The sequence below is a fragment of the Neisseria sp. P0006.S004 genome (genome assembly GCF_051963015.1).
Lineage (GTDB): Bacteria > Pseudomonadota > Gammaproteobacteria > Burkholderiales > Neisseriaceae > Neisseria.
In genome coordinates this window covers 280,593-307,523 of the sequence record NZ_JBQCUS010000001.1, presented here as the reverse complement: position 1 = coordinate 307,523, position 26,931 = coordinate 280,593, and the positions used below count along the sequence as shown (strand labels likewise).

21 protein-coding genes are annotated in these 26,931 nt (G+C 51.7%); 12 read left to right on the top strand and 9 right to left on the bottom strand.

From position 1 onward, the window contains the following. Positions 1–3 precede the first annotated feature (3 nt). The 5 genes from upp to ACTHR2_RS01365 form a co-directional block, all read right to left on the bottom strand. Positions 4–630, bottom strand: a complete 627-nt coding sequence (gene upp / locus ACTHR2_RS01385; RefSeq protein WP_004519527.1) for a uracil phosphoribosyltransferase — start codon at positions 628–630, stop codon at positions 4–6. 146 nt (positions 631–776) lie between these two features. After that, positions 777–1,088: a Grx4 family monothiol glutaredoxin gene (gene grxD, locus ACTHR2_RS01380; RefSeq protein ID WP_003681608.1), complete on the bottom strand. Its 312-nt coding sequence runs from the start codon at positions 1,086–1,088 to the stop codon at positions 777–779. An 88-nt stretch (positions 1,089–1,176) separates the two neighbouring features. Then, the gene (locus ACTHR2_RS01375; RefSeq protein WP_263341435.1) at positions 1,177–2,427 is read right to left on the bottom strand and encodes a glutamate-5-semialdehyde dehydrogenase; all 1,251 of its coding nucleotides are present in this window, start codon (positions 2,425–2,427) and stop codon (positions 1,177–1,179) included. A gap of 9 nt (positions 2,428–2,436) precedes the next feature. After that, positions 2,437–3,240: a glutamate 5-kinase gene (gene proB / locus ACTHR2_RS01370; RefSeq protein ID WP_263341433.1), complete on the bottom strand. Its 804-nt coding sequence runs from the start codon at positions 3,238–3,240 to the stop codon at positions 2,437–2,439. Positions 3,241–3,502: 262 nt separating this feature from the next. Further along, complete coding sequence (locus ACTHR2_RS01365; RefSeq protein WP_049344131.1) at positions 3,503–4,288, bottom strand: inositol monophosphatase family protein; 786 nt, start codon at positions 4,286–4,288, stop codon at positions 3,503–3,505. Positions 4,289–4,463: 175 nt separating this feature from the next. Here ACTHR2_RS01365 and ACTHR2_RS01360 point away from each other — a divergent pair, with 175 nt between their 5' ends. The 6 genes from ACTHR2_RS01360 to ACTHR2_RS01335 all read left to right on the top strand — a co-directional run bounded on the left by ACTHR2_RS01360 (position 4,464) and on the right by ACTHR2_RS01335 (position 12,593). Further along, entirely contained in the window at positions 4,464–5,279 is an 816-nt protein-coding gene (locus tag ACTHR2_RS01360) for an RNA methyltransferase (RefSeq protein WP_440375259.1), read from the top strand. A gap of 62 nt (positions 5,280–5,341) precedes the next feature. Beyond that, complete coding sequence (locus ACTHR2_RS01355; RefSeq protein WP_440375258.1) at positions 5,342–6,190, top strand: DUF1853 family protein; 849 nt, start codon at positions 5,342–5,344, stop codon at positions 6,188–6,190. Between the two features lie 35 nt (positions 6,191–6,225). Next, a complete protein-coding gene (locus ACTHR2_RS01350) occupies positions 6,226–7,485 on the top strand; it encodes an RsmB/NOP family class I SAM-dependent RNA methyltransferase (RefSeq protein ID WP_440375257.1) in 1,260 nt (419 codons plus the stop codon). A gap of 303 nt (positions 7,486–7,788) precedes the next feature. Further along, a complete protein-coding gene (locus ACTHR2_RS01345) occupies positions 7,789–9,018 on the top strand; it encodes a TolC family protein (protein WP_070608081.1) in 1,230 nt (409 codons plus the stop codon). A gap of 43 nt (positions 9,019–9,061) precedes the next feature. Next, positions 9,062–11,275, top strand: coding sequence for a type I secretion system permease/ATPase (locus ACTHR2_RS01340; RefSeq protein ID WP_440375256.1), 2,214 nt, complete (start codon positions 9,062–9,064; stop codon positions 11,273–11,275). A gap of 88 nt (positions 11,276–11,363) precedes the next feature. Next, a complete protein-coding gene (locus ACTHR2_RS01335; RefSeq protein WP_004519515.1) occupies positions 11,364–12,593 on the top strand; it encodes an HlyD family type I secretion periplasmic adaptor subunit in 1,230 nt (409 codons plus the stop codon). An 83-nt stretch (positions 12,594–12,676) separates the two neighbouring features. Here the strand turns inward: ACTHR2_RS01335 and prfH are convergent, their stop codons facing one another. The 3 genes from prfH to pheA all read right to left on the bottom strand — a co-directional run bounded on the left by prfH (position 12,677) and on the right by pheA (position 15,937). Further along, the gene (gene prfH, locus ACTHR2_RS01330; protein ID WP_440375255.1) at positions 12,677–13,315 is read right to left on the bottom strand and encodes a peptide chain release factor H; all 639 of its coding nucleotides are present in this window, start codon (positions 13,313–13,315) and stop codon (positions 12,677–12,679) included. Positions 13,316–13,317: 2 nt separating this feature from the next. After that, positions 13,318–14,451 (bottom strand): RNA ligase RtcB family protein, encoded by a 1,134-nt coding sequence (locus ACTHR2_RS01325; protein ID WP_440375254.1) that lies wholly within the window; start codon positions 14,449–14,451, stop codon positions 13,318–13,320. Between the two features lie 397 nt (positions 14,452–14,848). Next, positions 14,849–15,937: a prephenate dehydratase gene (gene pheA / locus ACTHR2_RS01320; protein ID WP_070712296.1), complete on the bottom strand. Its 1,089-nt coding sequence runs from the start codon at positions 15,935–15,937 to the stop codon at positions 14,849–14,851. A gap of 171 nt (positions 15,938–16,108) precedes the next feature. Here pheA and tsaE point away from each other — a divergent pair, with 171 nt between their 5' ends. Together tsaE and ACTHR2_RS01310 are read left to right on the top strand one after the other, a co-directional pair. Further along, positions 16,109–16,579: a tRNA (adenosine(37)-N6)-threonylcarbamoyltransferase complex ATPase subunit type 1 TsaE gene (gene tsaE / locus ACTHR2_RS01315; RefSeq protein WP_263341413.1), complete on the top strand. Its 471-nt coding sequence runs from the start codon at positions 16,109–16,111 to the stop codon at positions 16,577–16,579. Next, positions 16,567–17,814 (top strand): N-acetylmuramoyl-L-alanine amidase, encoded by a 1,248-nt coding sequence (locus ACTHR2_RS01310; protein ID WP_263341411.1) that lies wholly within the window; start codon positions 16,567–16,569, stop codon positions 17,812–17,814. The genes tsaE and ACTHR2_RS01310 overlap by 13 nt, the downstream gene beginning before the upstream one ends. 65 nt (positions 17,815–17,879) lie before the next feature. On the opposite strand, the gene ACTHR2_RS01305 is transcribed toward ACTHR2_RS01310, so the two are convergent. Further along, on the bottom strand, positions 17,880–18,491 hold the full coding sequence (locus tag ACTHR2_RS01305) for a DUF4230 domain-containing protein (RefSeq protein WP_440375253.1): 612 nt from the start codon (positions 18,489–18,491) through the stop codon (positions 17,880–17,882). Between the two features lie 189 nt (positions 18,492–18,680). Here ACTHR2_RS01305 and ribBA point away from each other — a divergent pair, with 189 nt between their 5' ends. The 4 genes from ribBA to ACTHR2_RS01285 all read left to right on the top strand — a co-directional run bounded on the left by ribBA (position 18,681) and on the right by ACTHR2_RS01285 (position 26,841). After that, a complete protein-coding gene (ribBA, locus tag ACTHR2_RS01300) occupies positions 18,681–20,021 on the top strand; it encodes a bifunctional 3,4-dihydroxy-2-butanone-4-phosphate synthase/GTP cyclohydrolase II (protein ID WP_070585768.1) in 1,341 nt (446 codons plus the stop codon). Between the two features lie 254 nt (positions 20,022–20,275). Further along, positions 20,276–23,923, top strand: a complete 3,648-nt coding sequence (gene tdfG, locus ACTHR2_RS01295) for a TonB-dependent receptor TdfG (protein ID WP_263341407.1) — start codon at positions 20,276–20,278, stop codon at positions 23,921–23,923. A gap of 279 nt (positions 23,924–24,202) precedes the next feature. Then, positions 24,203–25,129, top strand: coding sequence for a Slam-dependent surface lipoprotein (locus ACTHR2_RS01290; protein ID WP_263341405.1), 927 nt, complete (start codon positions 24,203–24,205; stop codon positions 25,127–25,129). Between the two features lie 218 nt (positions 25,130–25,347). Further along, a complete protein-coding gene (locus ACTHR2_RS01285; RefSeq protein WP_263341403.1) occupies positions 25,348–26,841 on the top strand; it encodes a surface lipoprotein assembly modifier in 1,494 nt (497 codons plus the stop codon). Positions 26,842–26,931 lie beyond the last annotated feature (90 nt).

The following is a 26,931-nucleotide window of genomic DNA, read 5'->3' as shown; positions in this document are numbered from 1 at the left end:
CAATTAACGTGTACCGAAAATCTTATCGCCGGCATCGCCCAAACCGGGGATGATGTAGCCGTGTTCATTCAAGTGGCTGTCGAGCGCGGCAGTGTAGATGGTTACATCAGGATGCGCGTCATTGACGGCTTTCACACCTTCCGGAGCGGCAACTAATACCAATGCTTTGATGTTACGGCAACCTTTGGCTTTCAAAAGGTCGATGGTGGCAACCATAGAGCCGCCGGTCGCCAACATTGGGTCGATAATCAGCGCGGGACGTTCGTCCATGCTATCGACAAATTTTTCAAAATAAGAAACCGGTTTCAAAGTTTCTTCATCGCGCTGCAAGCCGACAACGCTGATTTTGGCAGTCGGAATCAGGTCGAGTACGCCGTCGAGCATACCCAAACCGGCACGCAAAATCGGGACGACAGTCAGCGTTTTGCCTTTGATGCGGTCGCCTTCAATAGAACCGCACCAGCCGTCAATAATGTATTTTTCAATTTCAAAGTCACGGCTGGCTTCGTATGCCATCAGACGTGCCAACTCGGTGGTAAGCGTGCGGAATTTGTAAGTGCTGCAATCCGCTTCACGCATCAGCGTGAGTTTGTGGCGGACTAAAGGGTGGTTGATAACGGTAACGTTCATGTTGATTTTCCGAATTGCGTTGATGGAGGGGGATTATACTTTTTTTCACATGGCGCGCAAAGTGCGTATTCATGCGAAAGGCCGTCTGAATCAGGGTTTCAGACGGCCTTTGTCAACAATTTTACATTATGGAATATTGTGGATAATTAAGCTTTCAGCAATTCTTGCAGTTCGCCGGCTTCGTACATTTCCATCAAAATGTCGGAGCCGCCGACAAATTCGCCGTTAACGTACAGTTGAGGAATAGTCGGCCAATCGCTGTATTCTTTAATGCCTTGGCGTACGGCATCGTTTTCCAATACGTTGACGGTTACATAGTCGGTGCAACCTGCCGCATTCAGGATTTGTACAGCACGGGAAGAGAAGCCACATTGCGGGAATTGCTTCGTGCCTTTCATGAACAATACGACGCGGTGTGTGGTAACGACTTCTTTGATTTGATCGTGGATAGAGGACATGGTGTGTTCCTTTTTACTAAATCGGTTGTTCGGGGAAAATCAAATTTCCCGCCATTATACGCAAATTGATGAAGTTGAGGGGCGTTTATCAACGTCGGATCTGACCGTTGCCGTTGATGTAGAACTTGGTCGAAGTCAGCGCTTCCAAACCCATCGGGCCGCGGGCGTGCATTTTTTGGGTGGAAATCCCGATTTCCGCGCCCAATCCGAAAACAAAGCCGTCGGTGAACCGAGTGGACGCATTGACATAAACCGCCGCCGCATCAATGCTTTCTTGGAAAAACTCAGCATGGGCAATGCTTTGGGTCACAATCGCTTCCGAGTGATGCGTCGTATGGCCGTTAATCCAATCGACGGCTTCTTCCACCGATTTCACTGTCTTGACCGACATAATATAGTCAAGAAACTCGGTACTGTAATCTTCCTCGGTTGCCAAAACAGCATTTTTAAACATACGCAGTGCTTCCTGATCGGCTCTAAATTCGACCGGATGCACTTTGGCAACGGCTTCTTCCAGTTTGGGCAAAAACGCCTCCGCTATCTTTTCATGAACAACCAAAGATTCAGCGGCATTACACACGCTTGGGCGCTGCGTTTTGGCATTCACGACGATATCGACCGCCATCTCCAAATCGGCACTGTCATCTACATAAATATGGCAATTACCGACTCCGGTTTCAATGACGGGAACTTTCGATTTCTCTTTCACCGTCTGAATCAAGCGCGCGCCGCCGCGCGGAATCAGCACATCAATATAATCGACTGCCTGCATCAATTCCTCGGCAGCGGCATGACTGGTATCCTCAACCAGCTGCACCACATCGGCATCCATTCCCGCTTGTACCAAAGTCTGCCTGATGACGGCAATCAATGCGGTATTGGAATGGATGGCATCGCGACCGCCGCGCAAAATAATGGCATTGCCGGTTTTAAAGGCCAGAGAAAACGCATCGACCGAAACATTCGGGCGGCTTTCAAAAATCATGGCAACCACGCCCAAAGGCACGCGTTTTTGAACAATCTTCAAGCCGTCCAGATTGGTATAACCGCGGACAACCTGCCCAATCGGGTCCTGCAAATCGGCAACCTGCTCAACGCCTTCCGCAATGCCCTTGATACGTTCGTGATTCAAGCGCAACCTGTCGAGCATAATGTCCGAAATGCCGTTTTCTTTTGCAGCGGACAAATCGCGGGCATTTTCCGCCAAAATCATCTCAGCCCGTTCAACCAAAGCCGCCGCAACCTGACGCAGCAGATTGTTTTTTTCCACGCTTCCCAAACTAATTAACGTTTTACTGGCTTTTTGGGTATTCTTGCCCAACTGTTCGATATAGCTCATCAAACCTCCCTATTTCTCTTGTGCAAACCACGTTCCGATAGGCGCGCCATCTAAAACCTGAAGAATATCGCGCGGATTGGCGCTGTTCATCAACACCATCTGCCCATGATGTTCAAACATCATCTGCGCGCTCTTAATCTTACTGAGCATGCCGCCCGTACCAAACTTACTGCCCGAGCCGCCGGCAGAAGCAATAATTTCTTCGGTAATATCGGCAACATGGCTGCGCAGCTTGGCATCGACGTGAACGGCCGGATTTTTATCAAATAAACCGTCGATATCAGACAACATAATCAGCAAATCTGCTTTAACGATTTTCGCCACGACTGCCGACAAACGGTCGTTGTCGCCAAACTTGGTCGCATGGTCCATCTCGTCCACGCTGACCGCGTCGTTCTCATTGACAATAGGGATGACGCCGATGGAAAGCAGGGATTCAAAAGCATTGGTAACGTTTGCCAAACTTTCCGGATATTCAACCACATCACGCGTCAGCAGGATTTGCGATACCGTCATCCGATAATGGGAAAAAATCTGCGAATAAAGGCTCATCATGGCCACTTGGCCGACGCTGGAAACAGCCTGCTGCTGCGCCATTTCCGCCGGACGTTTTTCCATGTTAAGGACATTCAGCCCGAAGCCCATCGCGCCGGAAGACACCAGCACAATTTCTTTGCCCTTACTGACCAAGCTGGAAATGACAAAGGCCAGTTGGTCGATTTTTGCCAAATTGATTTTGCCGTTTGGCAACACCAAAGAACTGGTTCCAATCTTAATGACAATGCGTTTTACTGCTTCAAAATCTCGTTTCATTATTCTCCTCTGCTTTCTATTTTTATGATTGCATACGGCATTATTTCAGCCAAAGGTATCTACATCATAACTGCGAAGCAATAGAAAATACAGACAAAATTAAAAATGCTTTCTTTAAAAGCCTTATTTCAGCTTTTATCCGAATCCGTTAATAACAAAACAAAAGGCCGTCTGAAACCCTATTTCAGGTTTCAGACGGCCTTTTACCGATTGTTGAGAATCCGGCCTGCCACGATAAATACAGACCGTTCCCTACAAACGCTTATTGGTGATCAGAAATAATTTTCAGCATTTGCGCCAATACCTTAGGATTAGCCGCAACGATGTCGCCGCTTTCCAACCAGCCTTCATTACCGGACATATCGGTAACGATGCCGCCTGCTTCTTGGACAATCAATGCACCGGCGGCAATATCCCAAGGTTTGAGGTTGAACTCGAAGAAACCGTCCAAACGGCCGGCCGCAACGGCACACAAATCCAAAGAAGCCGCGCCTTCACGACGGCCGCCGGCGGTTTTGGCCAAGAAATCTTTCAAAATCGCCAAATACTTGTCCATCATGCTTTGATCGACAACAGGGAAGCCGGTACCGATCAGACAGCGATTCAATTCGATGCGGTTGGAAACGCGGATGCGGCGGTCGTTGAGCAACGCGCCTTTGCCGCGGGATGCCATGTATACATCGTTGCGCTCAGGTGCGTACACCAAAGCTTCTTGCAACACGCCTTTGTGTAGGAGTGCCATAGAGATAGCGTATTGAGGATGGCCGTGGAGGAAGTTGGTTGTGCCGTCGAGCGGATCGATAATCCATTCGTACTCGGCGGTAGCTTTACCGTGGGAGCCGCCTTCTTCGCAAGTGATTTTGTGATGCGGATAGGCTTCTTTAAGCGCTTCCACCAAAATCATTTCGGAGCTGCGGTCAACATCGGAAACGAAGTCGTTGAATGCTTTGCTGTCTACTTTGACGGCATCCAGATTGCCGGCGGCGCGAATCATCATTTGCCCTGCTTTACGGGCGGCTTTGAAAGCGGTATTTAAAAACGGATTCATGGTTTTCTTCCTAATTCAGGTAAAATACGCCCTAATGCGCCGAACAAGGCACACAAGAGGCTGTTAATCGTTTCCGATGCTGTTAAAGAACATTTCAGACGGCATGGAAAAAGGCCGTCTGAAAACAAAAAGATGGCGCATTATACCTGATTCCCGTACAAACAGAAAACAAAACATGACTTCCGAAAAACCCGCCCTGCCCGCTTATCTGGACAACATCCGCATCATCCTCACGCGCACCAGCCATCCCGCCAATATCGGCTCCGCCGCGCGCGCCATGAAAACAATGGGCCTGCACAAATTGACCATCGTCGCCCCAAATCTGATGGCAACGCCGATGACGGAAAATCCGCCCGTGTTCGATCCGGAGCATCCGCAATCGTTTAAATTACCGGAAGAAAGCTTCATCCTCGCTTCCGGCGCGGCAGACGTTTTGGAAAATGCCACCATTGCCGCCTCTTTGGACGAAGCCCTTGCCGACACCACCATCGCCTGCGCCCTGACCAGCCGCCGCCGAGAAATCACCGCCCCGCTGCAAACGCCGCGCGACTTGGTACCCGAATTACTGCAGGCCGCCAACCGAGGCGAGAAAGTGGCGCTGGTTTTCGGCAACGAAACTTTCGGCTTGAACATCGAAGAAGTCCAAGCCTGCAACCGACTGATGACCATCAACGGCAATCCCGACTATTTCTCGCTCAACCTTGCCCAAGCCGTGCAGGTCGTGTGCTACGAAATCTTCAGCCAAACCGATTCGCCCATGACCCACCTGCAACAGGAAGACCACGCCGCGACCCACGAACAAATCAAAGGCATGGTCGCCCACATGGAAAGCGTGATGAACGACATCGGCTTTTTCAACCGCCGCAACGGCGAACGCCTGATGCGCCGTATGCAGAGCCTGTTCGGACGCGCCAACACGCAAACCGAAGACATCGATATCCTGCGCGGTTTTTTCAATACCGTCAGCCACCGTATCCATAAAAAAGACTGATTAAGGCCGTCTGAAAACATTACAAGCTTTTTCAGACGGCATGACTGAATATTCGGATAAGCATGAATTACGCCCTAGACGCATTATGGTGGAAACTCACCAGCCAACCCGTCCGCGATCTCGCCTCGCTGCTGACTGCGCCGCCTTTATGGCAAAGCGGTTGCGAATTGAGCGTGCGCGAACTATTGGGGGAACACGGTTTCCGCTACCTGTTGGCATTGGACGCCGATCCCGCTCCGCTGACGGATTACCTTGCCCAACGCGCCCCGTTCGGCCACCGTCTCGGCATTTATGCCGAAGAACTGCTGGCTTTCTGGTTTGCCAACGCGCCGCACGCCAAACTGCACGCATACAACCTGCCCGTTTTTTCAGACGGCCAAACTTTAGGTGCCGCGGATTTTGTCGTTTCCCTCAACCAACAGCCCTACCATATCGAGCTGGCGTGTAAATACTACGGCGGAGACCAAGTGCAAAACCTGCGCGGCCTTAATCCTAAAGACACGCTGACGGACAAAGCTGCCAAACTGGTGCAGCAATCCCAGTTGCTGCATACGCTGCAAGGCAAAGCGACCTTAGCCGCACAAGGCCTGCCGGAGAACCCTCTCCCTACTTCCATCGTGCGTGGCATCGGATTTTTTCCACAAGGTTTCCATGCTTTTGAGCCGCCGCTTAATCCATACGGTTGGCGCGGCGTCTATATTCAAGATTGGGCGGAATACGGGTTTGAATGCCAAGAAGTCCGCTACCACCTGCTCGACCGTATGGCCTATCTCACGCCTGCGCGTGTTGCCGAAACCGAAGCATTAAACGAAACCGAAATCCGCCGCATCGACCAAGGCTTGATTGCCGTTTTGGAATTACGGCCGGATGGTTTTTGGCACGAAATCGAACGCATCATGAAGGCAGTCTGAAACCATTTACCAACTTTAAGAGAACCCATTACATTATGAACGCCGCACAACTCGACCATACCGCCAAAGTTTTGGCTGAAATGCTGACTTTCAAACAGCCTTCCGATGCCGTCCTCTCCGCCTATTTCCGCGAACACAAAAAGCTCGGCCGCCAAGACCGCCACGAAATCGCCGAAACCGCCTTTGCCGCGCTGCGCCACTATCAAAAAATCAGTACCGCCCTGCGCCGCCCTCACGCGCAGCCGCGCAAAGCCGCACTCGCCGCACTGGTTCTCGGCAGAAGCACCAACATCAGCCAAATCAAAGACCTGCTTGATGAAGAAGAAACAGAGTTTCTCGGCAATTTGAAAGCCCGTAAAACCGAGTTTTCAGACGGCCTGAATACCGCCGCAGAATTGCCGCAATGGCTGGTGGAACAACTGCAACGGCATTGGAGCGAAGAAGAAATCCTCGCTTTCGGCCGCAGCATCAACCAACCTGCCCCGCTCGACATCCGCGTCAATACTTTGAAAGGCAAACGCAATAAAGTGCTGCCATTGTTGCAAGCCGAAAGTGCCGATGCAGAGGCCACGCCTTATTCGCCTTGGGGCATCCGCCTGAAAAACAAAATCGCGCTTAACAAACACGAACTGTTTTTAGACGGCACGCTGGAAGTCCAAGACGAAGGCAGCCAGCTGCTTGCCTTATTGGTGGGCGCAAAACGCGGCGAAATCATTGTCGATTTCTGTGCCGGCGCCGGCGGTAAAACCTTGGCTGTCGGCGCGCAAATGGCCAACAAAGGCAGAATCTACGCCTTCGACATCGCCGAAAAACGCCTTGCCAACCTCAAACCGCGCATGACCCGCGCCGGACTGACCAACATCCACCCCGAACGAATCAGCAGCGAACACGATACCCGTATTGCCCGACTGGCAGGCAAAGCCGACCGTGTGTTGGTGGACGCGCCCTGCTCCGGTTTGGGTACTTTACGCCGCAATCCCGACCTAAAATACCGCCAATCCGCCGAGACCGTGGCCAACCTTTTGAAACAGCAACACAGTATCCTCGATGCCGCCTCCAAACTGGTGAAACCGCAAGGCCGTTTGGTTTACGCCACCTGCAGCGTGTTACCGGAAGAAAACGAGCTGCAAGTCGAACGTTTCCTGTCCGAACATCCCGAGTTTGAACTCGTCAACTGCGCCGAACTGCTGCAAAGTCTGAAGGTCGATTTGGATACCGGCAAATACCTGCGCCTCAACTCCGGAGAACACCAAACCGACGGTTTCTTCGCCGCCGTATTGCAACGTAAGGATTAAGGTTGAAAAAGGCCGTCTGAAATCCTTTCAGACGGCCTTTTTGATAGATTTTTTACATTAAAATCATTAGATACGATAGTCGCGCTTTGCAATAATATACTTTAAGGCATGTATCTCGACCTTTCATCAGAATATTGTGAAAAGCTGGAAAAAATGCTTTATGCTTTGTAAATGTATGTGTTCTCGTTCAAAATTCGCCCGGTCATGCCTCAGGCGATACCCGATACAGACAACGATAATATATAAATCATTTGGTTAAAAATCATGTCGCATATTTATTCTTCCCCCACAAAGCCCCATTTCTTGTCATCGGCCGTTGCCGTCGCCTGCTGTCTGCTGCCGTTTCAGACGGCCTCTGCATACAGCCTGCAAGACATCCTCAGGGACGCTTTAATCAGCGACCCGATTGTGCGTGAAGCCAAAGCCACTCAAGAAGCAGCGCAAAGTACAACCAAAGCCACGCGTGCGCGCCATTATCCTGTCGTTACCCTGACCGGCACGAAAGTGCTGGCGCAACACAATAAATACAACAGCAACGACATGGATGACGGTATCGGCGTGCGCGGCAGTGTGAACATTTACTCATGGGGTGCGATTGAAGCCGCTGTCCGCCGCGACCGCAGCCGCGAAGAATACTATCAACACAAATACACCGAAAGCCAAGAGCAGCTGGGCAGCGATATCGGCCGCCTCTATCTGAGCGCATTGCGTGCAAAAGAAACCCTGATCCTCAACGAGCAGACTTTGGCGCGCCACAACAACCTCTTAAAAGACTTGGATACCATCGTCAAATATGATGCCGGCCGCCGTTCCGAGCTGATTGAAGCGCGCGCGCGCCAACTGCAAGTGGCAAACATCATTGCCCAACAACGCCGCACCATGGATTTGGCGCTGAGCCGACTGTCCCGCTATACCTCGCGCCAACTGACTGCCAACGATTTGGAAGATCCGTTTAAAAACGACACAGCGAAATCCATCAGCGAACGCTTCAACAACCCCAACCGCAACAACAATCCGTCCTATCAGGCGCAATTAGCCGAGCGCGACAGCGTCCGTGCCGATTTGGACGCTTCCAAAGCCGAACGCCTGCCTGCCCTCAATTTGGAAGGCAGTGCGACGCGTAACACCAGACAGCTTTATTTAAACGTTGCATGGAATGTGCTGGATATTGCCGCAAGACACAATGTAGAGCGCAATGCCAAATCATTGATTGCCGCAGAGGCTAAGTCCGAACAAATCCTGCGCGACATGAACGAACGCGTTCAAACTTCCGCCATCGATATGCAAGAAAGCGAACAGCGTACTGCGCTGACGGCGCAACACATCGCCGCCCAAAAAGAAGTCATCAAAGTGTACGAATTGCAGTTTAAAATCGCCCGACGTACGCTGACCGACGTTTTGAGTGCATACAGCGAGTTATCCTCCATCGAGCAGGATTATGTTGCCGCCCGCAACGATTTCCGCGATGCGGCGCTCGACTATTTAAATACCCAGGCCAAAATCTCCGCTTGGGTCGGTTTGGCACAAAAATAAAGCCATATCCGCCGGTTAAACCAAAAACATTACGCGAAAAAATATGAAAGCCATCATTGAACACATCGTCTTAGTGACCCGCCTTTTGGGTGCGCCCGTATCCGAAGCCGCTTTGTCCGCCGAAGTCGTGCGCGATAAAAAGCTCAAGGTCAACTATCACTCACTGGTCGAAGTCCTGCGCAGCCACGGCTTTGAAAACACCTTATCCAAACGCAATCTGGAAGACATCCCCTCGCTCGCTGTGCCGGTCATGATTATCCTGCACAACGAAGAAGCAGCGGTCATCACCCAAATCGAAGGCTCCGGCCAAGAGCGCAAATACCATATCCGCCAAGTTGACGGTTTGGAACAAGAACTCAGCCATGAGCAGCTCTCCGGCCTGTATTTGGGCTACTGTTGGTTTATCAAACCCAAAATGGCGACCGATATGCGCTCGGAGCTACCTGAATACCATTTGCCCAAAGCATGGTTTTGGAAAGTCATTTGGCGTTTCCGCAGCTACTACTACCAAGTCATTTTGGCCACTATCATTATCAACTTCCTTGCGCTCGTCAGCTCCCTGTATGTGATGAACGTGTACGACCGCGTTATTCCCAACCAAGCCTATGAAACCTTGTGGGTATTGAGCATCGGCGTGGTCTTGGCGATTTTGTTTGAATTTGCCGCCAAGATGATTCGCGGCCACTTGACCGATATTGCCGGCAAAAAAGCCGACCTAATCATCAGCTCCGCCTTGTTCCGCCGCGTGATGGCATTGCGTTTGGCAGACCGTCCTGCTTCCTCCGGTTCATACGCCAGCAACCTGCGCGAATTTGAAGCCGTGCGCGAGTTTATGACTAGTGCCAGCTTGTTGACTATTGTCGACTTGCCTTTCCTGTTGCTGTTTATCTTCGTGATTTCCATGGTTGGCGGCAAACTGGCACTCGTTCCCCTGACCATCATTCCGATTGTCGTGATTGTCGGTTTTGTCGTACAACGCCCGCTCTCTCGCCACATCAACGAATCAATGAAAGAAGGTTCGCAACGCTCTGGCCTTGCCGTTGAAGCCATCGAAGGCATCGAAACCCTGAAAACCAACAACGCCACATCTTGGGCTCAACAACGCTGGGACGAATACACTGCCAAAACTTCCGCTTCTTCCATCAAGGTTAAAGACACCAGCAACTTCATGGTCAACTTCGCCGTTGCCATGCAGCAGCTCAATACCGTCTTTTTGGTCGTTGTCGGTACCTATTTGATTCATGCCGACAACCATGCGGAACGCATCACCATGGGTGCATTGATTGCCTCCGTGATTCTGTCCGGCCGCGCCTTGGCGCCATTGGCACAAATTGCCGGTTTGGCCACCCGCTTCCAGCAGGCCAAACTTGCCCTCAAAGGCGTAAACGACATCGTTACCCGCCCTATCGAGCGCAATCCGGAACGCAAATACATTACGTTGGACAATGTTCAAGGCAGCATTACCTTTGAAAACGTATCGTTCAAATATCAAGCCGACAACAACAGCGCCGTCGAAGATTTGCGCCTGACCATCAAACCGGGCGAAAAAGTCGGTATTTTGGGCCGTATCGGCAGCGGTAAAAGCACCATGCTCAAACTGGCCAGCGGTCTGTACGATACCGAAAAAGGCAACGTTACCCTTGACGGCGTCGATATGCGCCAGCTTGACCCCAACTTCCTGCGCGATCAAGTCCTGCTGTTGAGTCAATCGCCACGCTTGTTTCTCGGCACATTGCGCGAAAACATGGATTTGGCGCGTACCGGCAGCTACTCTACCGACCAAGACTTACTGACTGCGCTCAACCGTTTCGGCCTCGACAAAATCATCCGCAACCATCCGCGCGGTTTGGATATGCCTTTGGGTGAAGACGGTTTGGGCTTGTCAGGTGGTCAAAAACAAATCATCGCCCTGGCACGCATGACCTTGCGCAACCCAAAAGTCGTCTTACTGGATGAGCCGACCACCAGCCTGGACCAGGCTACCGAACGCATGGCACTCAATGCCATTGCCCAATGGGGCCGCAACCGCACCATGCTTTTGGTGACCCACCGTCCGCAAGTGCTGCAAATCGTCAACCGCATCATTGTGATGGACAATGGTAAAGTCGTGATGGACGGCCCACGTGACTTGGTATTGCAAAAACTCATGCAAAACGAACAGGCCAAAGCAGCCAACGTCAAACAACAGCAACAAGCTGCCGCAGTCAAACAGCAGCAACAACAAGCTGCCGCCGCCCCTCAATCGGCAGCACAATAAAGCAAAAGGCCGTCTGAAACCTACTTACCCTTTCAGACGGCCTGCCCTAATGGTTAAAATCCACCAAACACAATAAAGATACACGATTATGAGCCGCGAAAACAACGTCAAATCCAAAGACCTACACCTCATCAACGACCTCAATGCCGCCCTTCAAAAAGAAAAACACAGCGGTCAATTTTGGGTCATCATCCTATTCTTCCTTTTCCTGATTGTCTTCGTCGTCTGGGCATACAACAGCCCTGTCGAAGAAGTGACCCGCGGTAACGGCAATATCATTCCCAGCAGCCGTGAGCAAGTAATCCAAAGCCTGGATCCCGGCATCGTAACCGAAATCATGGTTAAAGAAGGCGATATGGTCGAGAAAGATCAGATTCTGATGAAACTCGACGACACGCGCAGCTCCGCCGTTTTGCGCGAAAGCGAAGCCAAAGTCGAAAACCTCGAAGCTACTGTTGCCCGCCTTAAAGCCGAGGCCTACGGCACCAAGCTCTCCTTCCCTGACAGCGTGGGTCCTGAGCTCCGCCGTCGCGAAATTGCCGCCTACAAAGCACGCCGTCAAGCCATGACCGATGCCGTTAGTGGCCTTTCCCAAAGCAAGGCCGCGCTTGACCGCGAAATCGCCATTACCGCCCCCATGGTTGCCGAAGGCGTGGTTTCCGAAGTCGAACTCTTAAGAATGCGCCGTGAGTCTGCCGACTTGGCCACCCAAATCTCCGAACGCCGCAACCGCTACAAAGCCGATGCCAACAACGAACTTTTGCAAGCCGAATCCGAGCTGGCGCAATCCAAAGAAAATGTTGCCATGCGTGCCGACCCGGTTGAACGCTCGCAAATCCGCGCCCCTATGCGCGGTATCGTCAAAGGCATAAAAGTCACCACCATCGGCGGCGTTGTGAACGCAGGCGAAGACATCATGCAAATCGTCCCGGTTGACGACAAACTGCTGGTCGAAGCCTATATCCGTCCGCAAGACATCGCCTTTATCCGCGCAGGCCAACCTGCATTGGTTAAAGTCAGCGCATACGACTACTCCATCTACGGCGGTTTGGAAGGCAAGGTTACCCTCGTTGGTGCCGATACCGTCAGCAATTCCATGCAAAACCGTGCCAACGACTTGAAACTCGACCCGAACCAAGTCTATTACCGCGTTCTCGTCCAAACCGAAAACAACTCCCTGAAAGACAAAAACGGCAAACCTATGCCGATTATTCCGGGCATGGTTGCAACGGTGGACATCAAAACCGGCGAAAAAACCATCTTCCAATACCTGATCAAACCGATCACGCGTATGAAACAAGCGTTGAGCGAACGCTAGATAAAACGATAAAAGGCCGTCTGAACGTTTTCAGACGGCCTTTTATTTATCTTTTCACTATACCTGTTTATCCGGCAGATAAATTATTTCTCCTTAAACGTCGCTCCGACAAACGTCCTCTTCGGATTGCCGCGCTCAACTTGATAGAGTTGCGCGTGCTGCTCCTGTGCAAAACTTCCAGCTTGTCCGGCATGATGCTCCGCCAGCTTTTGTGCCAATAACATGACCGCCAATTTTTTATTGGCATGCTGGCTGCGTTCGCTCTCGACCCGCACGGAAATGCCGCTTTCTCTATGGGTAGCGCGGACGGCACTTTCGGTTTTATTGACGTGTTGCCCGCCTTTACCGCCAGAACGGCAGGTTTGAAACTCGATTCCGTTTTCAGACGGCATTTCATACATCTGCGGCATATCGGGCAAGCGGAAAACGCCTATATACCAATTTTTGCGCGGATGTTTCAGGCGGACGGGGCTGGGGCATATCCATTGGAGCGTCCCCTGCCAAGTTTGCGCTAGGCTTTCGGCTTTTTGCCCTTCCAACTTGAACGTTGCCGACAAAATACCGTGCTTATCGGCAGTTTCGGTAACAAGTTCGGCATCAATGCCTTTTGCTTGCGCTTCGGCAAGCAATTTGACCAAGACGAAACGGGCAAATATACGGCACTCTGCCGGCCCTTGCGCGGTGGAAATTTGCAGATAAACCGCTGGTGTATTCTGTTTCATCTTTACGCTCCACACTCGCCGCCGGTTTTATAAGTCAAAACAGGCTTGAACCGCGCGACCAATTCAATCAAACCGGCGTTTTTCATGGCGGCAATAACGCTGTCGATGCTTTTATAAGCCTGCGGCGCTTCTTCAAAAATCAGGGCTTTATCCTGACAGACGACTACGCTGCCGAATTCGGTCTGGCGCAGGCTGTCAGCAGTATATTTGTGCGACAGCCTGCCTTTGCATTCGCCGCGCTGCCATTTCCGACCTGCGCCGTGAGCCAATGTATTCAACGAAATTTGGCAATCTTCGGCAGGTCGGACCAGATAGCTGTAATCGCCACGCGAACCGGGTATCATGACCAAGCCTTTATCGGTAGGCGTTGCGCCTTTTCGGTGCAGCCAACCGGTTGTGCCGTCAATCTCGGTTTGTTCCAAAAAATTATGATGGACATCAAGCAGACATGTCCCTTCTGCGCGCCAACGGTCGAGCATTCTGGCCGCAATCAAACGGCGGTTAAGGCTGGCAAATTCAAGGGCTGTTTGGTGTTCGGCAAGATAGGCTGCCGCCGCTTCGCCCCCTTCTGCCAAACCTTGATGCCCAAAGGCGGCAATATGGCGTTGCAAAATCTGCTGCCCCAATCCGCGCGAACCGCTATGTACTAACAGTTGCAGATGGTTTTCATCAAAATCGGGCGGAAGCAGATCGGCGTGATAAACGGTATCAACGGTTTGCAACTCAGCAAAATGATTGCCGCCGCCAATCGTACCTACGGCAAGGCCGTCTGAAAATGGGAACATATCGACAGTGTCGCCTAATAAATCGACCTGTTCGTCTTTGTCTAGCGGCGTATCGATATTACCCAGCTGTTTGGCGAGTTTGGCCGGTTTAAATTTGGCTGCGCGTAAATTGGTCTGCCAAAACGCCATGCCGCAACCGATGTCGTTCCCAATCAAGGCAGGATAAAAATGACGGTCGCTGAAAAATGCCGCGCCAACCGGATAACCGCGCCCTGCGTGTAAATCCGGCATTCCGGCAACGCGTAACATATGCGGTAATCGGGCGGTGGTTTCGAGCTGAGCGACAGCGTTGCCTTCAATCCATATATTTGAATCGGCAATAATTTGAATATGATGGGGATAATTGCCCATGTGTTTATGCTTTCTTTAAAACGGATAGAAACCGACAACAGATGACAATAAATATCCACCGTCTGTGAAATGTTCAGACGGCCTGGTTTCTAGCCGATAATCGTAGGGAAAGCAGCCCAAAGCGGGCGACATGGAATGCGAAAAGCGTTATCTGAAAGTCAGACCGACGCTTGGGCTGCAAAGAATGTGATTGAGCGGATTGAAGTATTGCGTGTCATGGCTTGCTCCTTTCTTTGCATGAAAATATTAAAAACGTTCGGATTATAGAGTGTTCATTTCCAATCATGCAAACTTACTGACATCAATCTTCCAATAATGTTGCATAAATGGCAACTATTGAGAACATGATTTAGGCCGTCTGAAAACTTTTCAGACGGCCTTTGATGCCCAATAATCCTTACAAAACAACGGTCGGATAAGAACCGACAACTTTCACGAAGGAAGCGCGTTCGCCCAAAAGCTGCAAGGCTTTTTGGACATTTTCATCGCTTTGGTGGCCTTCGATATCGATGAAGAACAGGTATTCCCACAAAACCGATTTGCTTGGGCGGCTTTCAAATTTGGTCATGGAAATGCCTAATTCGGTGAAAGGTTGCAACAAAGAAGTAACAGCACCGGCACGGTTGGGTGCAGAGACGACCAAAGAAGTTTTGTCGTTGCCGCTGCGGCCGGTTTCTTGATGGCCCATCACCAAGAAGCGCGTGGTGTTGTTCGGTTCGTCTTCGATACACTCGGCGGCAAAGCTCAACTGATAAATTTCCGCGGCGATACGTCCAGCAATGGCGGCCACATTCGGGCTATCTGATTCGGCAACCAAACGCGCTGCTTCTGCATTGCTGGCTACGGCGATACGTTCGGCATTGGGCAGGTTGCGGCCGAGCCAGTCGTTGCATTGCGCCAAGGCTTGGGCATGGGCGAAAACTTTGGTAATGCCGCCGATTTCGTGGCTGTCTTTACGCAGCAGATTGTGATGAATACGGACAACCACTTCGCCACAGGCTTTCAACGCAGTTACGGCCAGCAAGTCCAAAGTGCGCCCCACCGAGCCTTCTGTCGAATTTTCTACCGGCGCCACCAAATAATCGGCTTGGCGCGTTTCGACTTGTTTGAAGCAGTTGTCGATGGTGGTACACGCCATGGTATGTGCGGCGTGGCCGAAATGTTTGATGGCGGCTTGCTGGGTAAATGTTCCCTTCGGGCCTAAATAGGCAATCGTCAACGGACGCTCCACTGCCAAACATTCGCTCATAATCTCGCGAAACAGCCGGGTGACCGATTCATCCGGCAAAGGGCCTCGGTTCAAATCCTGAATCCGGCGCAAAACGGCCACTTCCCGCTCAGGACGGTACACCGCGCCTGTCCCTTTCAATTCGCCGATAGCATGCGCATGACTGGCGCGCTCGTTGAGCAAACGGAGGATTTCCGCATCGATGCTGTCAATGGCATTGCGGTGCGGCAATAATTGTTCGTCTATGGATAAAGGCATAAGCTGTCTCGCAATTTTGTGAGGGATATTTTCATTCTAACATTAAAGGCCGTCTGAATTCCGTTTTCAGACGGCCTCAACACTATCTTTATCTAACTTTATCGTTTATCAGGTTTGCAAACGCCGCCAATTCCATCATAATTAAGCCTTTTGAACGACAAGGCCTATTCCATGCACTCAAACGGACTTTACACCCGTTTTCTGCCCGATGAAGAAGCGACCCTGCAACTGGGTGAAGAATGGAGCAAGCAGCTTTCCGCTCCGCTGACCATCTATCTTGAAGGCGGACTGGGTGCAGGCAAAACCACGCTGACACGCGGGATTTTGCGCGGACTGGGGCATACGAGCGCAGTCAAAAGCCCGACTTACACCATTGTCGAATCTTATCCGCTGGATACATTCACCCTCCACCATTTCGACCTCTACCGCTTTACCATGCCCGAGGAATGGGAAGATGCCGGTTTGGACGAATTGTTTGCGCCCGACAGCATCTGCCTCATCGAATGGCCGCAACAAGGTGGGGAATTCACGCCTCCGGCAGACATTACCATTACATTGACGTACACCGATAAGGGCAGAACCTGCACCTTTTCCGCCCACACAAACCAAGGCCGAAAAAGTTTAGAATCATGGTCAAATTAACTAGAAGACACATTCTCCGTCAAGGCACAGGACTATTTCTCACCCTCACGCCCGTTGGTGCCACATTGGCCAAACCGGCCTCTCCTGCGCAATTCCTTGCCGTCCGCATTTGGCCGGCGAACGCCTACACACGCGTTACCCTTGAGAGCAACCACTCGATGAAATACCAACATTTTATGTTGGACAACCCTAGCCGGTTGGTCGTGGATATTCAAGGTGCGGAAATCAACAGCGTCCTGCAAGGCATTTCCAGCAAAGTGCTGTCTAACGACCCTTTTATCCGCAGCATTCGCGCCGGTCAAAATACGCCCAGCACCGTGCGTATCGTTATCGACCTCAAACAAAGTACCCATCCGCAAGTCTTTGCGCTCGCCCCCGTCGGCAACTTCAGAAACCGCTTGGTTATCGACCTCTATCCACATGGCGCAGATGCCAACGACCCGATGATGGCCTTGCTCAACGGCAATGTTCCCAAACAACGTCCGAATACCAATATCGCATACGATACCCCTGCCCCTAAAAGCAACCGCGGCAGCGGTGGCAACCGGCGTCCCGTGATTATGATCGACCCCGGTCACGGTGGCGAAGACCCCGGCGCAATCGGCCCGAGCGGTCTCAAAGAAAAAAACGTTGTACTCTCCATTGCACGCGAAACCAAAAAACGCCTCGAAGCCTTGGGTTACAACGTATTCATGACGCGCAACGAAGACATCTTTATCCCATTGGGCGTACGCGTTGCCAAAGGCCGTGCGCGCAATGCCGACGTATTCGTATCCATCCACGCCGATGCCTTTACCAGCCCGTCCGCTCGCGGTACCGGCGTATATATGCTCAATACCAAAGGCGCGACCAGCTCGGCGGCAAAATTCCTTGCTCAAACCCAAAACAACGCCGACGCCATCGGCGGTGTACAATCCAGCGGTAACCGCAACGTCGACAACACGATTTTGGACATGACCCAAACCGCAACCCTGCGCGACAGCCGCAAGCTCGGCCATTCCGTCTTGACCGAATTGGGCAAACTCAACCAATTACACAAAGGCCGCGTTGACGAGGCCAACTTTGCCGTCCTCCGCGCGCCGGATGTTCCGTCTATTTTGGTGGAAACCGCCTTCCTCTCCAACCCTACCGAAGAGCGGCTGCTCGGCAGCGAATCATTCCGCCAACAATGCGCCCAAGCCATTGCCACCGGTATTCAAAAATACATCAATACCGCCGTTTTACGACGCGGATAATGGCTTAATGAAACAAAGGCCGTCTGAAAATTTTTCAGACGGCCTTATCTTTTCAAGCAATCTATTTAACCGCACTTCCCTACCGCAGCCGGATAAACCGATACTTTTGTCTGTGTCAATGCAAACAGGTTTTCCAACTGCATTTGCGCCTGACGGTTGGCATGTTCCAAAATCTCAGCCTTGCACGCGCTTTGCAATACCTGTCGTTTCGCTTCTTCCTGCACCGTCTTGAATACCGACTTATCCATAGGCAGCAAATTAAACGAGCCGGTCTGAATATCGTACACTTCGATATTTTCCAAATCCACGCTCAAGATTTCCACCGCCGGCAGGCTGATAATTACCTTGTCGTCCACAATATTGACATTGTCCGCGCCTAACTTGTCCAAATCCAAACCAGCCAACACCTTACCGCGCACAATAAAAATACCGCTTTGCGAATCCTGCCACAGCCTGCGCCAATCCCCTTTTTTCTCCGTACGGATAATCGTATCGATATAAAATGCCGTACTTTCCAAGCGGTTCATCTGCTTAATCTGCATCAAAACCCCCTCACGGGACAAAACCTGATGTTCTTCGTTCTGACCATGCAGGGCATAAAACCAGCCGCCTGCAGCCGTCAACGCACACAACACCAGCACGACCAATCCGCGCCCAAACATTTTCATTTCAAACATCCCCCGTTAAAATAATCATCAAAACATTCCCCATATTCTCCCAAAACCGTCAATTTCAAGCCATACACAGGCCGTCTGAAACAATAAATTTCATTACCAAAAAGTAATAAAAAATCTCAACAAACAAAGTTTGCCTTTTGGTAAAGACAAGACTACAATCCATTACACACAATTCAATTTCATCTCATCATGAATACCACCGACCTGCGCCGCCACAACCTGCGGCAATGGATAACACAACACCACAACGGCCAGCAGACCAAGTTTGCCCAAGCCATCGCCATCAACCAAGGCGAGCTGTCCGCCCTGCTGAAAAACAAATCTTTCGGCGAGAAAAAAGCCCGAAAAATCGAGCAGGCAGCCAATATGCCTGACATGTGGCTGGATCAAGACCACCAAGACCGCCACGCTCCCACCATCAGCCAAGAAAGAAATACCATGTCCCACATCTCCACCATCCCCGAAATCCTAGCAGACATCAAAGCCGGCAAAATGGTCATCATCACCGATGCCGAAGACCGCGAAAACGAAGGCGACTTGCTGATGGCCGCCCAATTCGTTACCCCCGAAGCCATCAACTTCATGATCAAAAACGCACGTGGCCTGGTCTGCCTGCCGATGGACGGCGAAATGGTCGAAAAACTCGGCCTGCCCATGATGACCCAAAAAAATGGCGCACAATACGGCACCAACTTTACCGTCTCCATCGAAGCCGCCCACGGCATTACCACCGGCATTTCCGCCGCCGACCGCGCCCTGACCATTCAAACTGCCGTTTCCCCATCCGCCAAACCTGAAGACATCGTCCAACCCGGCCACATCTTCCCACTGCGCGCCCAAAAGGGCGGCGTACTCGTCCGCGCAGGACACACAGAAGCCGGCGTCGATCTGGCACAAATGAACGGTCTGATTCCCGCCGCCGTCATCTGCGAAATCATCAACGACGACGGCACCATGGCGCGTATGCCCGAACTGATGAAATTTGCCGAAGAACACAACCTCAAAATCGGCACCATTACCGACCTCATCGAATACCGTAGCCGTACCGAAAGCCTGCTTGAAGACATGGGTAACGCACCCGTACAAACCCCGTGGGGCGAGTTCCAACAACACGTTTACGTCGACAAACTCTCCGGCGAAACCCACCTCGCCCTCGTCAAAGGCACACCTTCCGCCGACGAAGAAACCCTCGTCCGCGTCCACGAGCCCTTCAGCGTCATGGACTTCATCCAAGCCAACCCACGCCATTCATGGTCATTACCCAAAGCCCTTGAGCGCATCCAACAAGCCGAAAGCGGCGTAGTCATCCTCCTGCACCGTACCGAAGACGGCGCCACACTACTCGACCGCACCCTGCCTAAAGGCGCAAACCAAGCCTACAAATGGGACAGCAAAAGCTACGGCATAGGCGCACAAATCCTCGCCGGCCTCAACGTCAAAAAATTGCGCGTCCTCGGCCAGCCGTCATCCTTTACCGGCCTCACCGGCTTCGGTCTCGAAGTCGTCGGCTTTGAAGAAGCAGAAAAATAATCTTGCTTGATTAACTCTCAAAGCAAATGAAACAAAAGGCCGTCTGAAAGTTTTCAGACGGCCTTTTCATATCTCTATTTATCTGAATATGATCCAAACAAAATTATGATAAAAACGACTATTTATTAGATTACTTCAATAATGATAAGCATAATCAATTATTAGATAAATATTAATAATATTTAAAAATTTTATATTTTTTATATAAAAGAGTATTTTAACCTCTTATATTAAATTCTTAACAAAGAGAAACTATGTCTGCTTTTACTCCCAAACCCAAAATAATCATTCTCAGCCTTGCCAGCGCATTCAGTACATTAACCGTTGCTAATGTCATCGAAACCTCAGCTCAACCAGAACAATACCAAGAATTGGATACCGTTGTTGTCAGTGGCAAACGTACCAACGACCAAAAAGGCGCGGACGATGTGTATTACAAAAACGTCTCCAACGCCTATGTTGGCAAAGAATACCTCGAACGCTACCGCGTCCAATCCGCCGGCGACGTACTCAAAGGCTTAAACGGCGTGTACAACATGAATACCCGCACCGCCGGCGGCGCGATTACGCCCAACATACGCGGCATCACCGGCAAGGGCCGTATCCCCGTAACACTGGACGGCACGGAGCAAACGGTCGATGTCTGGCTCAACAACTACGGCGTGGGCGACCGCAACTACCTCGACCCCGCCCTGTTCCGCAGCATCGCGGTGGAAAAAAGCCCCGCCATGACGCGCGGCGTGAAATCGGGCGTCGGCGGTGCGATGTCCATCCGCACCATCGAACCCGCCGACATCATCCCCGAAGGCAAAAACTGGGGAATCGAAGTCAAAACCGAGTTTTCCGGCAACACCGTGGCGCAGAAAAACGACCTACGCCAATTCTTAGGCCGCGACTACCGCACCCTCTCGCCCATAGGCGCGACGGCGGACGGGGTATCGGGTATGCCCGATGTATTAACCGGCTATACCGGCAAACCTTCCCCCACCGCCCTGTTGTTGGACGAAGGCATAGCGGGTACGAAGTATGCGGGCGGCAAAAGCCACACCAACTTCAAAGACGACAGGCAGCTGATGTTGTCCGCCGCCTTCAAAACCGACATTACAGACGGCCTTGCCGCATACAGCCACCGCCAAAAGGGCAACTACTACGCGGGCAAACGCGGCTATCAAAGCTACCTCAACAACCCCATTTACGGTGCGGATGCCTGTTACGACCAGTATCCTGACAAATCATGGCGGGAAAAAGACATACTCTGCAAATCTTCCGCCAGCCTGGTGCCGAATATGGCCGTCCTGTTCAGGCCGGGCGAAGAAATCATGAACAGCCACACCGACACCAAAACCCTGCTGCTGAAAAACAACTGGTATCTGCCGGGCAACCAAAAAATCAGCCTGCAATATATGGACAACAAAATCGGCTTCGGCGAAATCAACCCCCTGATAACGGCATGGATACTCGGTTTCGCCGAACAATCCCTAGACGAACCCGCGCAGCAGGCACCGGGGATAGGCACGAAAATCGACAGCAAAACCTACAAAATCGGCTACGAATGGAAGCCGCAAAACAACAAATGGATAGACCTTCAAGCCGATATGTGGCGGGTGAAAACCGACAGCAACCGCCATCAGAGCGGCGGCCCCGTCGTCGGCGTTATTACGCCCGACTATGAGTACGACCTTTGGTACTGGTGCAACATACGCAAAAAACCGTCGCCCAACCTGCGGGGGGAAAGCTGCGAAAGCGCGATGGCGTCGAACACCTACGGCTCGGCCCGAACCCATGAAGAAGTGCTGCGCATGATAGAAGACACGCCCGACAAAATCGCCCGCAAGCTGGCAGAACACGATGAAAACAACCGTGCGATTACCGACCGCTGGATGGGGCATACGGGCGGCTACTACGCCATCACGCCCGCCGATAAAAATGTGATGACCGACCAGACCAACCAAATCGGCAAGCTGATGAACCTGGCCGAACTGAAGCAAAAGCTGAATCAGGAACGCTACTACATCGAACATCCCGACCGCATCATCGTTCCCGGCGCGCGGCAGCGTACCGACGTCGTCCGCAACGGCTTCAACCTCAGCAACCGCTTCCGCCTTTCCGACAAACTCAGCCTCACCCTTGCCGCCGACTACCAGCGCGAAACTCTGGAAGAACGCACCGATACCGCCGACAGCAATGATTTGATGAATACTTTCGGCGTACTGACCCGCATGGCGGCCTTGGGCGGCCCGCAGTCGGCGAAAAAGCGCGAATGGGGCGCGAACCTGGTATTCGATTGGAAACCGACTTCCCGCCTGAACATACAGGCGGGCGTGCGCTATCAGAACTTCAAAGGACGCAATATCGAACTGGCGCGGCAGCGTGCCGCACGCAACCCCTGGTATCAGTACGGCCTGGGTTCGGACAGCTATGTTACCGGTCTGATGATGCCTTATTACGAATTGGCGGATGAAGAAGACTTGCGCTTATTAGACGGTTTGCGGCGGACTTACAACCACAATTTTTGGGATCAGATGGATAAGCAGAGCGACGAGTATAAGCAACTGAACCGTCGCTTTACCGAAAAAAACGGCTATGGCTTTGATCATTTGAGACAAGACGATAACTATGATGACACCTGGTCTCACACCCGTATTTACGGCAAGGCTGACGGCAGCTTTGCAAAAAAAAATCAGGCTGATAAAGATAAAGACGCACTTTATATCCTGCGCCGCAAGCAAATTATCCCAATGGTCGCGGGCAAATTTGATACCGATAAAATACAGATTACGCCGGAAATGTACCGCGAAAGGGTAAACAATCCGCAGGGAAAAAGCGGCAGCTACCGCCGCTATATCCCAGGATCGCATCTTTACATGACCGACCCGGTACGCGAAGAAATGGAACGTATGGCCAATGAAAACCAAATTCCGTCAAAAGAAGACAATAATCAGGCACTGGAATTCAATAGCGACCTAAACCGTACAGCTTGGATGCGGCATCAATTCGGCGAAGCCGACCGCTGGCGCATGCCGCAGGAACAGCGCGCGCATTCCTGGGCGCCCATGCTGTCGGTCAGCTACGATCTTGCCGACAACCACCGCCTCTTCGCCCGCTATGCCCGCATGAGCCGCTTCCCCAGCCTTTACGAACTGACCGCCGCCACCGGCAGCGGCGGGCTGTACGGCAGCCAGACCGTGGCCGAATACAGCCTGAAGCCGGAAAAAAGCACCAACTGGGAAATCGGCTACAACTTCAATTTCGCCCCGCATTTCGCCAGGCTGCGCCAAGGCGACCTCCGCCTCACCTACTACAGCAATAAAATCAAAAACCAAATCGACACCTCGAATATGGACGGCGGCATGATCCAATACGACAAGGCAGTCAGCAAGGGGGTAGAACTGCAAAGCCGCCTCGACAGCGGCCGCTTCTTCGCCTCCTTCGGCGGCACTTACCGCTTGAAACATATGGTGTGCGACAAGGGCATCGCCTTCAAATTCGACTATTACCTGCAACGCGTACCCGAATGCCTCGAAGGCGGCTTCGGCCTCAGCCGCTTCTTCCAGTCCCTGCAGCCGAAATATTCGCTTACCCTTGATGTCGGCACGCGCTTCTTTAATGAAAAACTGGAATTGGGCATGCGTGCCATCCATCACAGCAAGGCGGAGCGGAAAAACTACGACAAGCTGATTGCCGACGGCGCGGGGAAGGTGTATGAGCGCAACGGCAAACCCTACGGCTGGCATGCCGCCACCCTTTTGGATGCCTATGCCCGCTACCGCATAGGGAAGCACATAGACTTGAATTTCGGCGTTACCAACCTTGCCAACCGCTATTACCTAGACCCGATGTCCAGCACCCCGGTTCCCGGCCCAGGCAGGACAATTACCTTCGGCATTAAGGGTAGGTTTTAGAGCTTGACTGTATCCTATGTAGCCGACGGGCAGGAATCTGCCCGTCGGCTACAGCCTGTTACCGTTACTATGATATTTGTATTTATTAGATGATAATGCAATGATATTAAAAATAAAATATTGACAAATGCAATCCGCACTTTACATTTAATAATGAGTTTTAATTAGATTTATATTTTTATTTATATTAATATGCGCCCTATCGGTAACACCCGATACACCTTGCCGCTCGAGACAAAACAGCGGTATCCACCATATCTTTTCTTTGAAAGAAAAATCATGAAAGCATCACAATTAGCCCTCGCTGTCCTTTTGACTGCAACCTTCAGCTCTGCTTATGCAGTTAATGTGGAAGGTGGTTCAAGCAAACTGAACTTAATCGAACCCAAAACATCCGATTCCCTGCCCTTTGGTTCGGGTGCTGCCGGCATCAAAGTCAGTACAGGCAATGGCTTATCCAATTCTATCAACCTCCAAGCCGGTCCCGCGCAGCGCATCCGTAATAAATACGGGAATTCTCCCATCAACGGCGGTAATCAGAACGCCAATGCAAATGGCACGGCCAATCCGAAATATCTGCAACCCGGCGACATCAACCCCATTGCAGGCTGGTTCTCAAAAACTAAGCTCGCCCAAGTGTGGTATGAAAAACGCGCCAACAACACCGAAGTGTTCAGCGTACGCCAAATGGCCGACCCCAAATTACCGATTGCGCCGAAATTCGGCGGCATGACCTTTGCCAAAGTGCCAACTGCGGCAACCAACGTCTTCTTCGGAGAATGGGCACCGCGCAGGGGAAATAGTAATCAAATCGCCAACAGCACAGATTTGAATATGAACGACGGCAATCGCACGGTTTGGTTCGTGGGAGAGAATCCGACAGCTAATATGCCGAAACTGGTCAATGCGAAATACAATGTATTAGGTATTAACAAGCATACTCCAGGGAAAAATGATTTCTATACCGGCATACTGACCGCCAACTATGGAACAGGTAAAAACGAACTGTCCGGCACTATTTCCCGCGCCGGGGACAGTGTAAACTTCGCCGGTACCAATATTCGGAGCAACGGCACATTTGACAACGGCAAGGCAAACGAACATATTACCGGCCGTTTTTACGGCAACGGTGCAGAAGCCTTGGCCGGTATCGTAGATCGTACGGGAGCGGATAAAGACGTAGCCTTCGGCGGCGCGAAAAAATAACCTTGTCCGCTTACGCGATTAGGGAATGCCGGTGTTTTCGGCGTTTGGCCGTCCGTTCCCGCAATCAGGAAAACCGCCGTTTTTTAACCGCAGCCGCAGTAGGCATAAATATACTGCGGCTGACCTGTTTCCGAAGTGCCGTACAAACCTGCATTGCCTTGCGGAATTTCTGTTTTTACTTCTTTCAGACGACCTCTCCGCCCCAAGGACACTATCTCATGAAACACCACTTCTGCCTGCTTTTCTTGCCGCTCTGTACAGTCTGTCTTGCCGCCCCGTCCGACGAGGCCGCAGACGAACGCCGCCGCCTGCTGGACGAGGGCAGCCGCCAAACGCAGCAATACCGCGAAAGCGGTTGGCTGGACACTGGACAGGCACGCGGGGAAGTGGGGGAAAACGACGGCTACATCATGATAGACGGTACAGTCTATCAAGTCGGCGATACGGCAGAAGAACTGGAAAGCGCGATTTACCACGCCCTCAACGCGCGGCAGTGGCACAAGGTGCGCCAGTTCGCTGCCCGCTACGCCAAACTGCCCCAGCACAAACCTGCGCTGATTCATTTGGCTGATGCGCTGCAAAAACGGGACGAAGGGGATTTCCGCGCGGCAGGGAACAGTTTTCAGACGGCCTTGGAAGCCGAACCCGACAATCCACGCCTGCTGCTCGAAGCGGGGCGGTTTTATGCCGAAGACAACCAAAACAAAGAGTCCGCTGCCGCATTTGAAAAAGTTCTGAAAACAGATATTCCTGCTGAAACCCGCCCCATCGTGGAAAACTACCTATCCGAACTGGGCAAACGCCGCCGCTGGCACGGCCAAATCAGCCTCGGCTACGGCTACAATAGCAATGTAAACCAAGGCAACGGCATCAGCCAATGCGTGTGGGAAATCGCGGGCATGTGCCTGATGGAGCGCACCCTGCCTGCGCCAACGGATTCGACCTTCTCATCCTATAGCGCGGCCTCCGAAAAAACCATCTCGCTCAAAGGGCATCACGGTGTACAGGTGCGCGGTGTGCTGTACGGCAACCGCTACACGGAAAAAGACAAAAGTTCGGCGGCCATGCCGGATTACGGCTATCACAACGGTTCGCTTTACGCGGGATACGCCTATGCCGACGCACGCTCCTCCTTTTCCCTGCTGCCCTATTTCGAATACGACTTCCGCAACCGCCACACCCACTACCGCGCATGGGGCACGGATGTCAACTGGTCACGCACACTCTCCCCACGCTGGCGCATTAACTCACATGCCGGAGCAAAAAAGACCGGATATAGTGGACAAAACAAAGATTATTTTGCCAACTATAAGCAATACGAACTGGGCGTAGGGGCAGAATTTTCTCTCACACCCCAAAGCGGCCTGTTCGCCAACTTTGATGCAACACGCAAAGCTTATCCCGAAAAATCTTCTTCCAGCAAGGAATATACGACACGGCTGGGCGCATATAGTTTTTTTTCAAGCGGTACTTATCTCAATACCATCCTGCTTCACCGCCGCAGTCTTTATGACGCGGCAAGTTTTGTCAGCGACAACAGACGGCGACGCGACAATCAATACATCATGATAGCCGCTGTAGGCTTTCCGCAGTGGAACCTTAAAGGTGTGTATCCTGAATTTCGTTTTAGACGCTCAATCTCCCATAGCAATACAGCACATTACCGCTACCGTCAAAATGAATGGCTACTAAATTTTAAATACCGATTTTAAATTGAGTCATTTAGCAATACCCTAAAACAGCGATACAACCATACTGTTTTAATCCTTTCTATTTCATGCCGTCTGAAAAAAAGCCGATAC

Coding starts and splice junctions, on each gene's coding strand:
- upp (WP_004519527.1), bottom strand. CDS start 630: ATGAACGTTACCGTTATCAACCACCCTTTAGTCCGCCACAAACTCACG.
- grxD (WP_003681608.1), bottom strand. CDS start 1,088: ATGTCCTCTATCCACGATCAAATCAAAGAAGTCGTTACCACACACCGC.
- ACTHR2_RS01375 (WP_263341435.1), bottom strand. CDS start 2,427: ATGAGCTATATCGAACAGTTGGGCAAGAATACCCAAAAAGCCAGTAAA.
- proB (WP_263341433.1), bottom strand. CDS start 3,240: ATGAAACGAGATTTTGAAGCAGTAAAACGCATTGTCATTAAGATTGGA.
- ACTHR2_RS01365 (WP_049344131.1), bottom strand. CDS start 4,288: ATGAATCCGTTTTTAAATACCGCTTTCAAAGCCGCCCGTAAAGCAGGG.
- ACTHR2_RS01360 (WP_440375259.1), top strand. CDS start 4,464: ATGACTTCCGAAAAACCCGCCCTGCCCGCTTATCTGGACAACATCCGC.
- ACTHR2_RS01355 (WP_440375258.1), top strand. CDS start 5,342: ATGAATTACGCCCTAGACGCATTATGGTGGAAACTCACCAGCCAACCC.
- ACTHR2_RS01350 (WP_440375257.1), top strand. CDS start 6,226: ATGAACGCCGCACAACTCGACCATACCGCCAAAGTTTTGGCTGAAATG.
- ACTHR2_RS01340 (WP_440375256.1), top strand. CDS start 9,062: ATGAAAGCCATCATTGAACACATCGTCTTAGTGACCCGCCTTTTGGGT.
- ACTHR2_RS01335 (WP_004519515.1), top strand. CDS start 11,364: ATGAGCCGCGAAAACAACGTCAAATCCAAAGACCTACACCTCATCAAC.
- prfH (WP_440375255.1), bottom strand. CDS start 13,315: ATGAAACAGAATACACCAGCGGTTTATCTGCAAATTTCCACCGCGCAA.
- ACTHR2_RS01325 (WP_440375254.1), bottom strand. CDS start 14,451: ATGGGCAATTATCCCCATCATATTCAAATTATTGCCGATTCAAATATA.
- pheA (WP_070712296.1), bottom strand. CDS start 15,937: ATGCCTTTATCCATAGACGAACAATTATTGCCGCACCGCAATGCCATT.
- tsaE (WP_263341413.1), top strand. CDS start 16,109: ATGCACTCAAACGGACTTTACACCCGTTTTCTGCCCGATGAAGAAGCG.
- ACTHR2_RS01310 (WP_263341411.1), top strand. CDS start 16,567: ATGGTCAAATTAACTAGAAGACACATTCTCCGTCAAGGCACAGGACTA.
- ACTHR2_RS01305 (WP_440375253.1), bottom strand. CDS start 18,491: ATGTTTGAAATGAAAATGTTTGGGCGCGGATTGGTCGTGCTGGTGTTG.
- ribBA (WP_070585768.1), top strand. CDS start 18,681: ATGAATACCACCGACCTGCGCCGCCACAACCTGCGGCAATGGATAACA.
- tdfG (WP_263341407.1), top strand. CDS start 20,276: ATGTCTGCTTTTACTCCCAAACCCAAAATAATCATTCTCAGCCTTGCC.
- ACTHR2_RS01290 (WP_263341405.1), top strand. CDS start 24,203: ATGAAAGCATCACAATTAGCCCTCGCTGTCCTTTTGACTGCAACCTTC.
- ACTHR2_RS01285 (WP_263341403.1), top strand. CDS start 25,348: ATGAAACACCACTTCTGCCTGCTTTTCTTGCCGCTCTGTACAGTCTGT.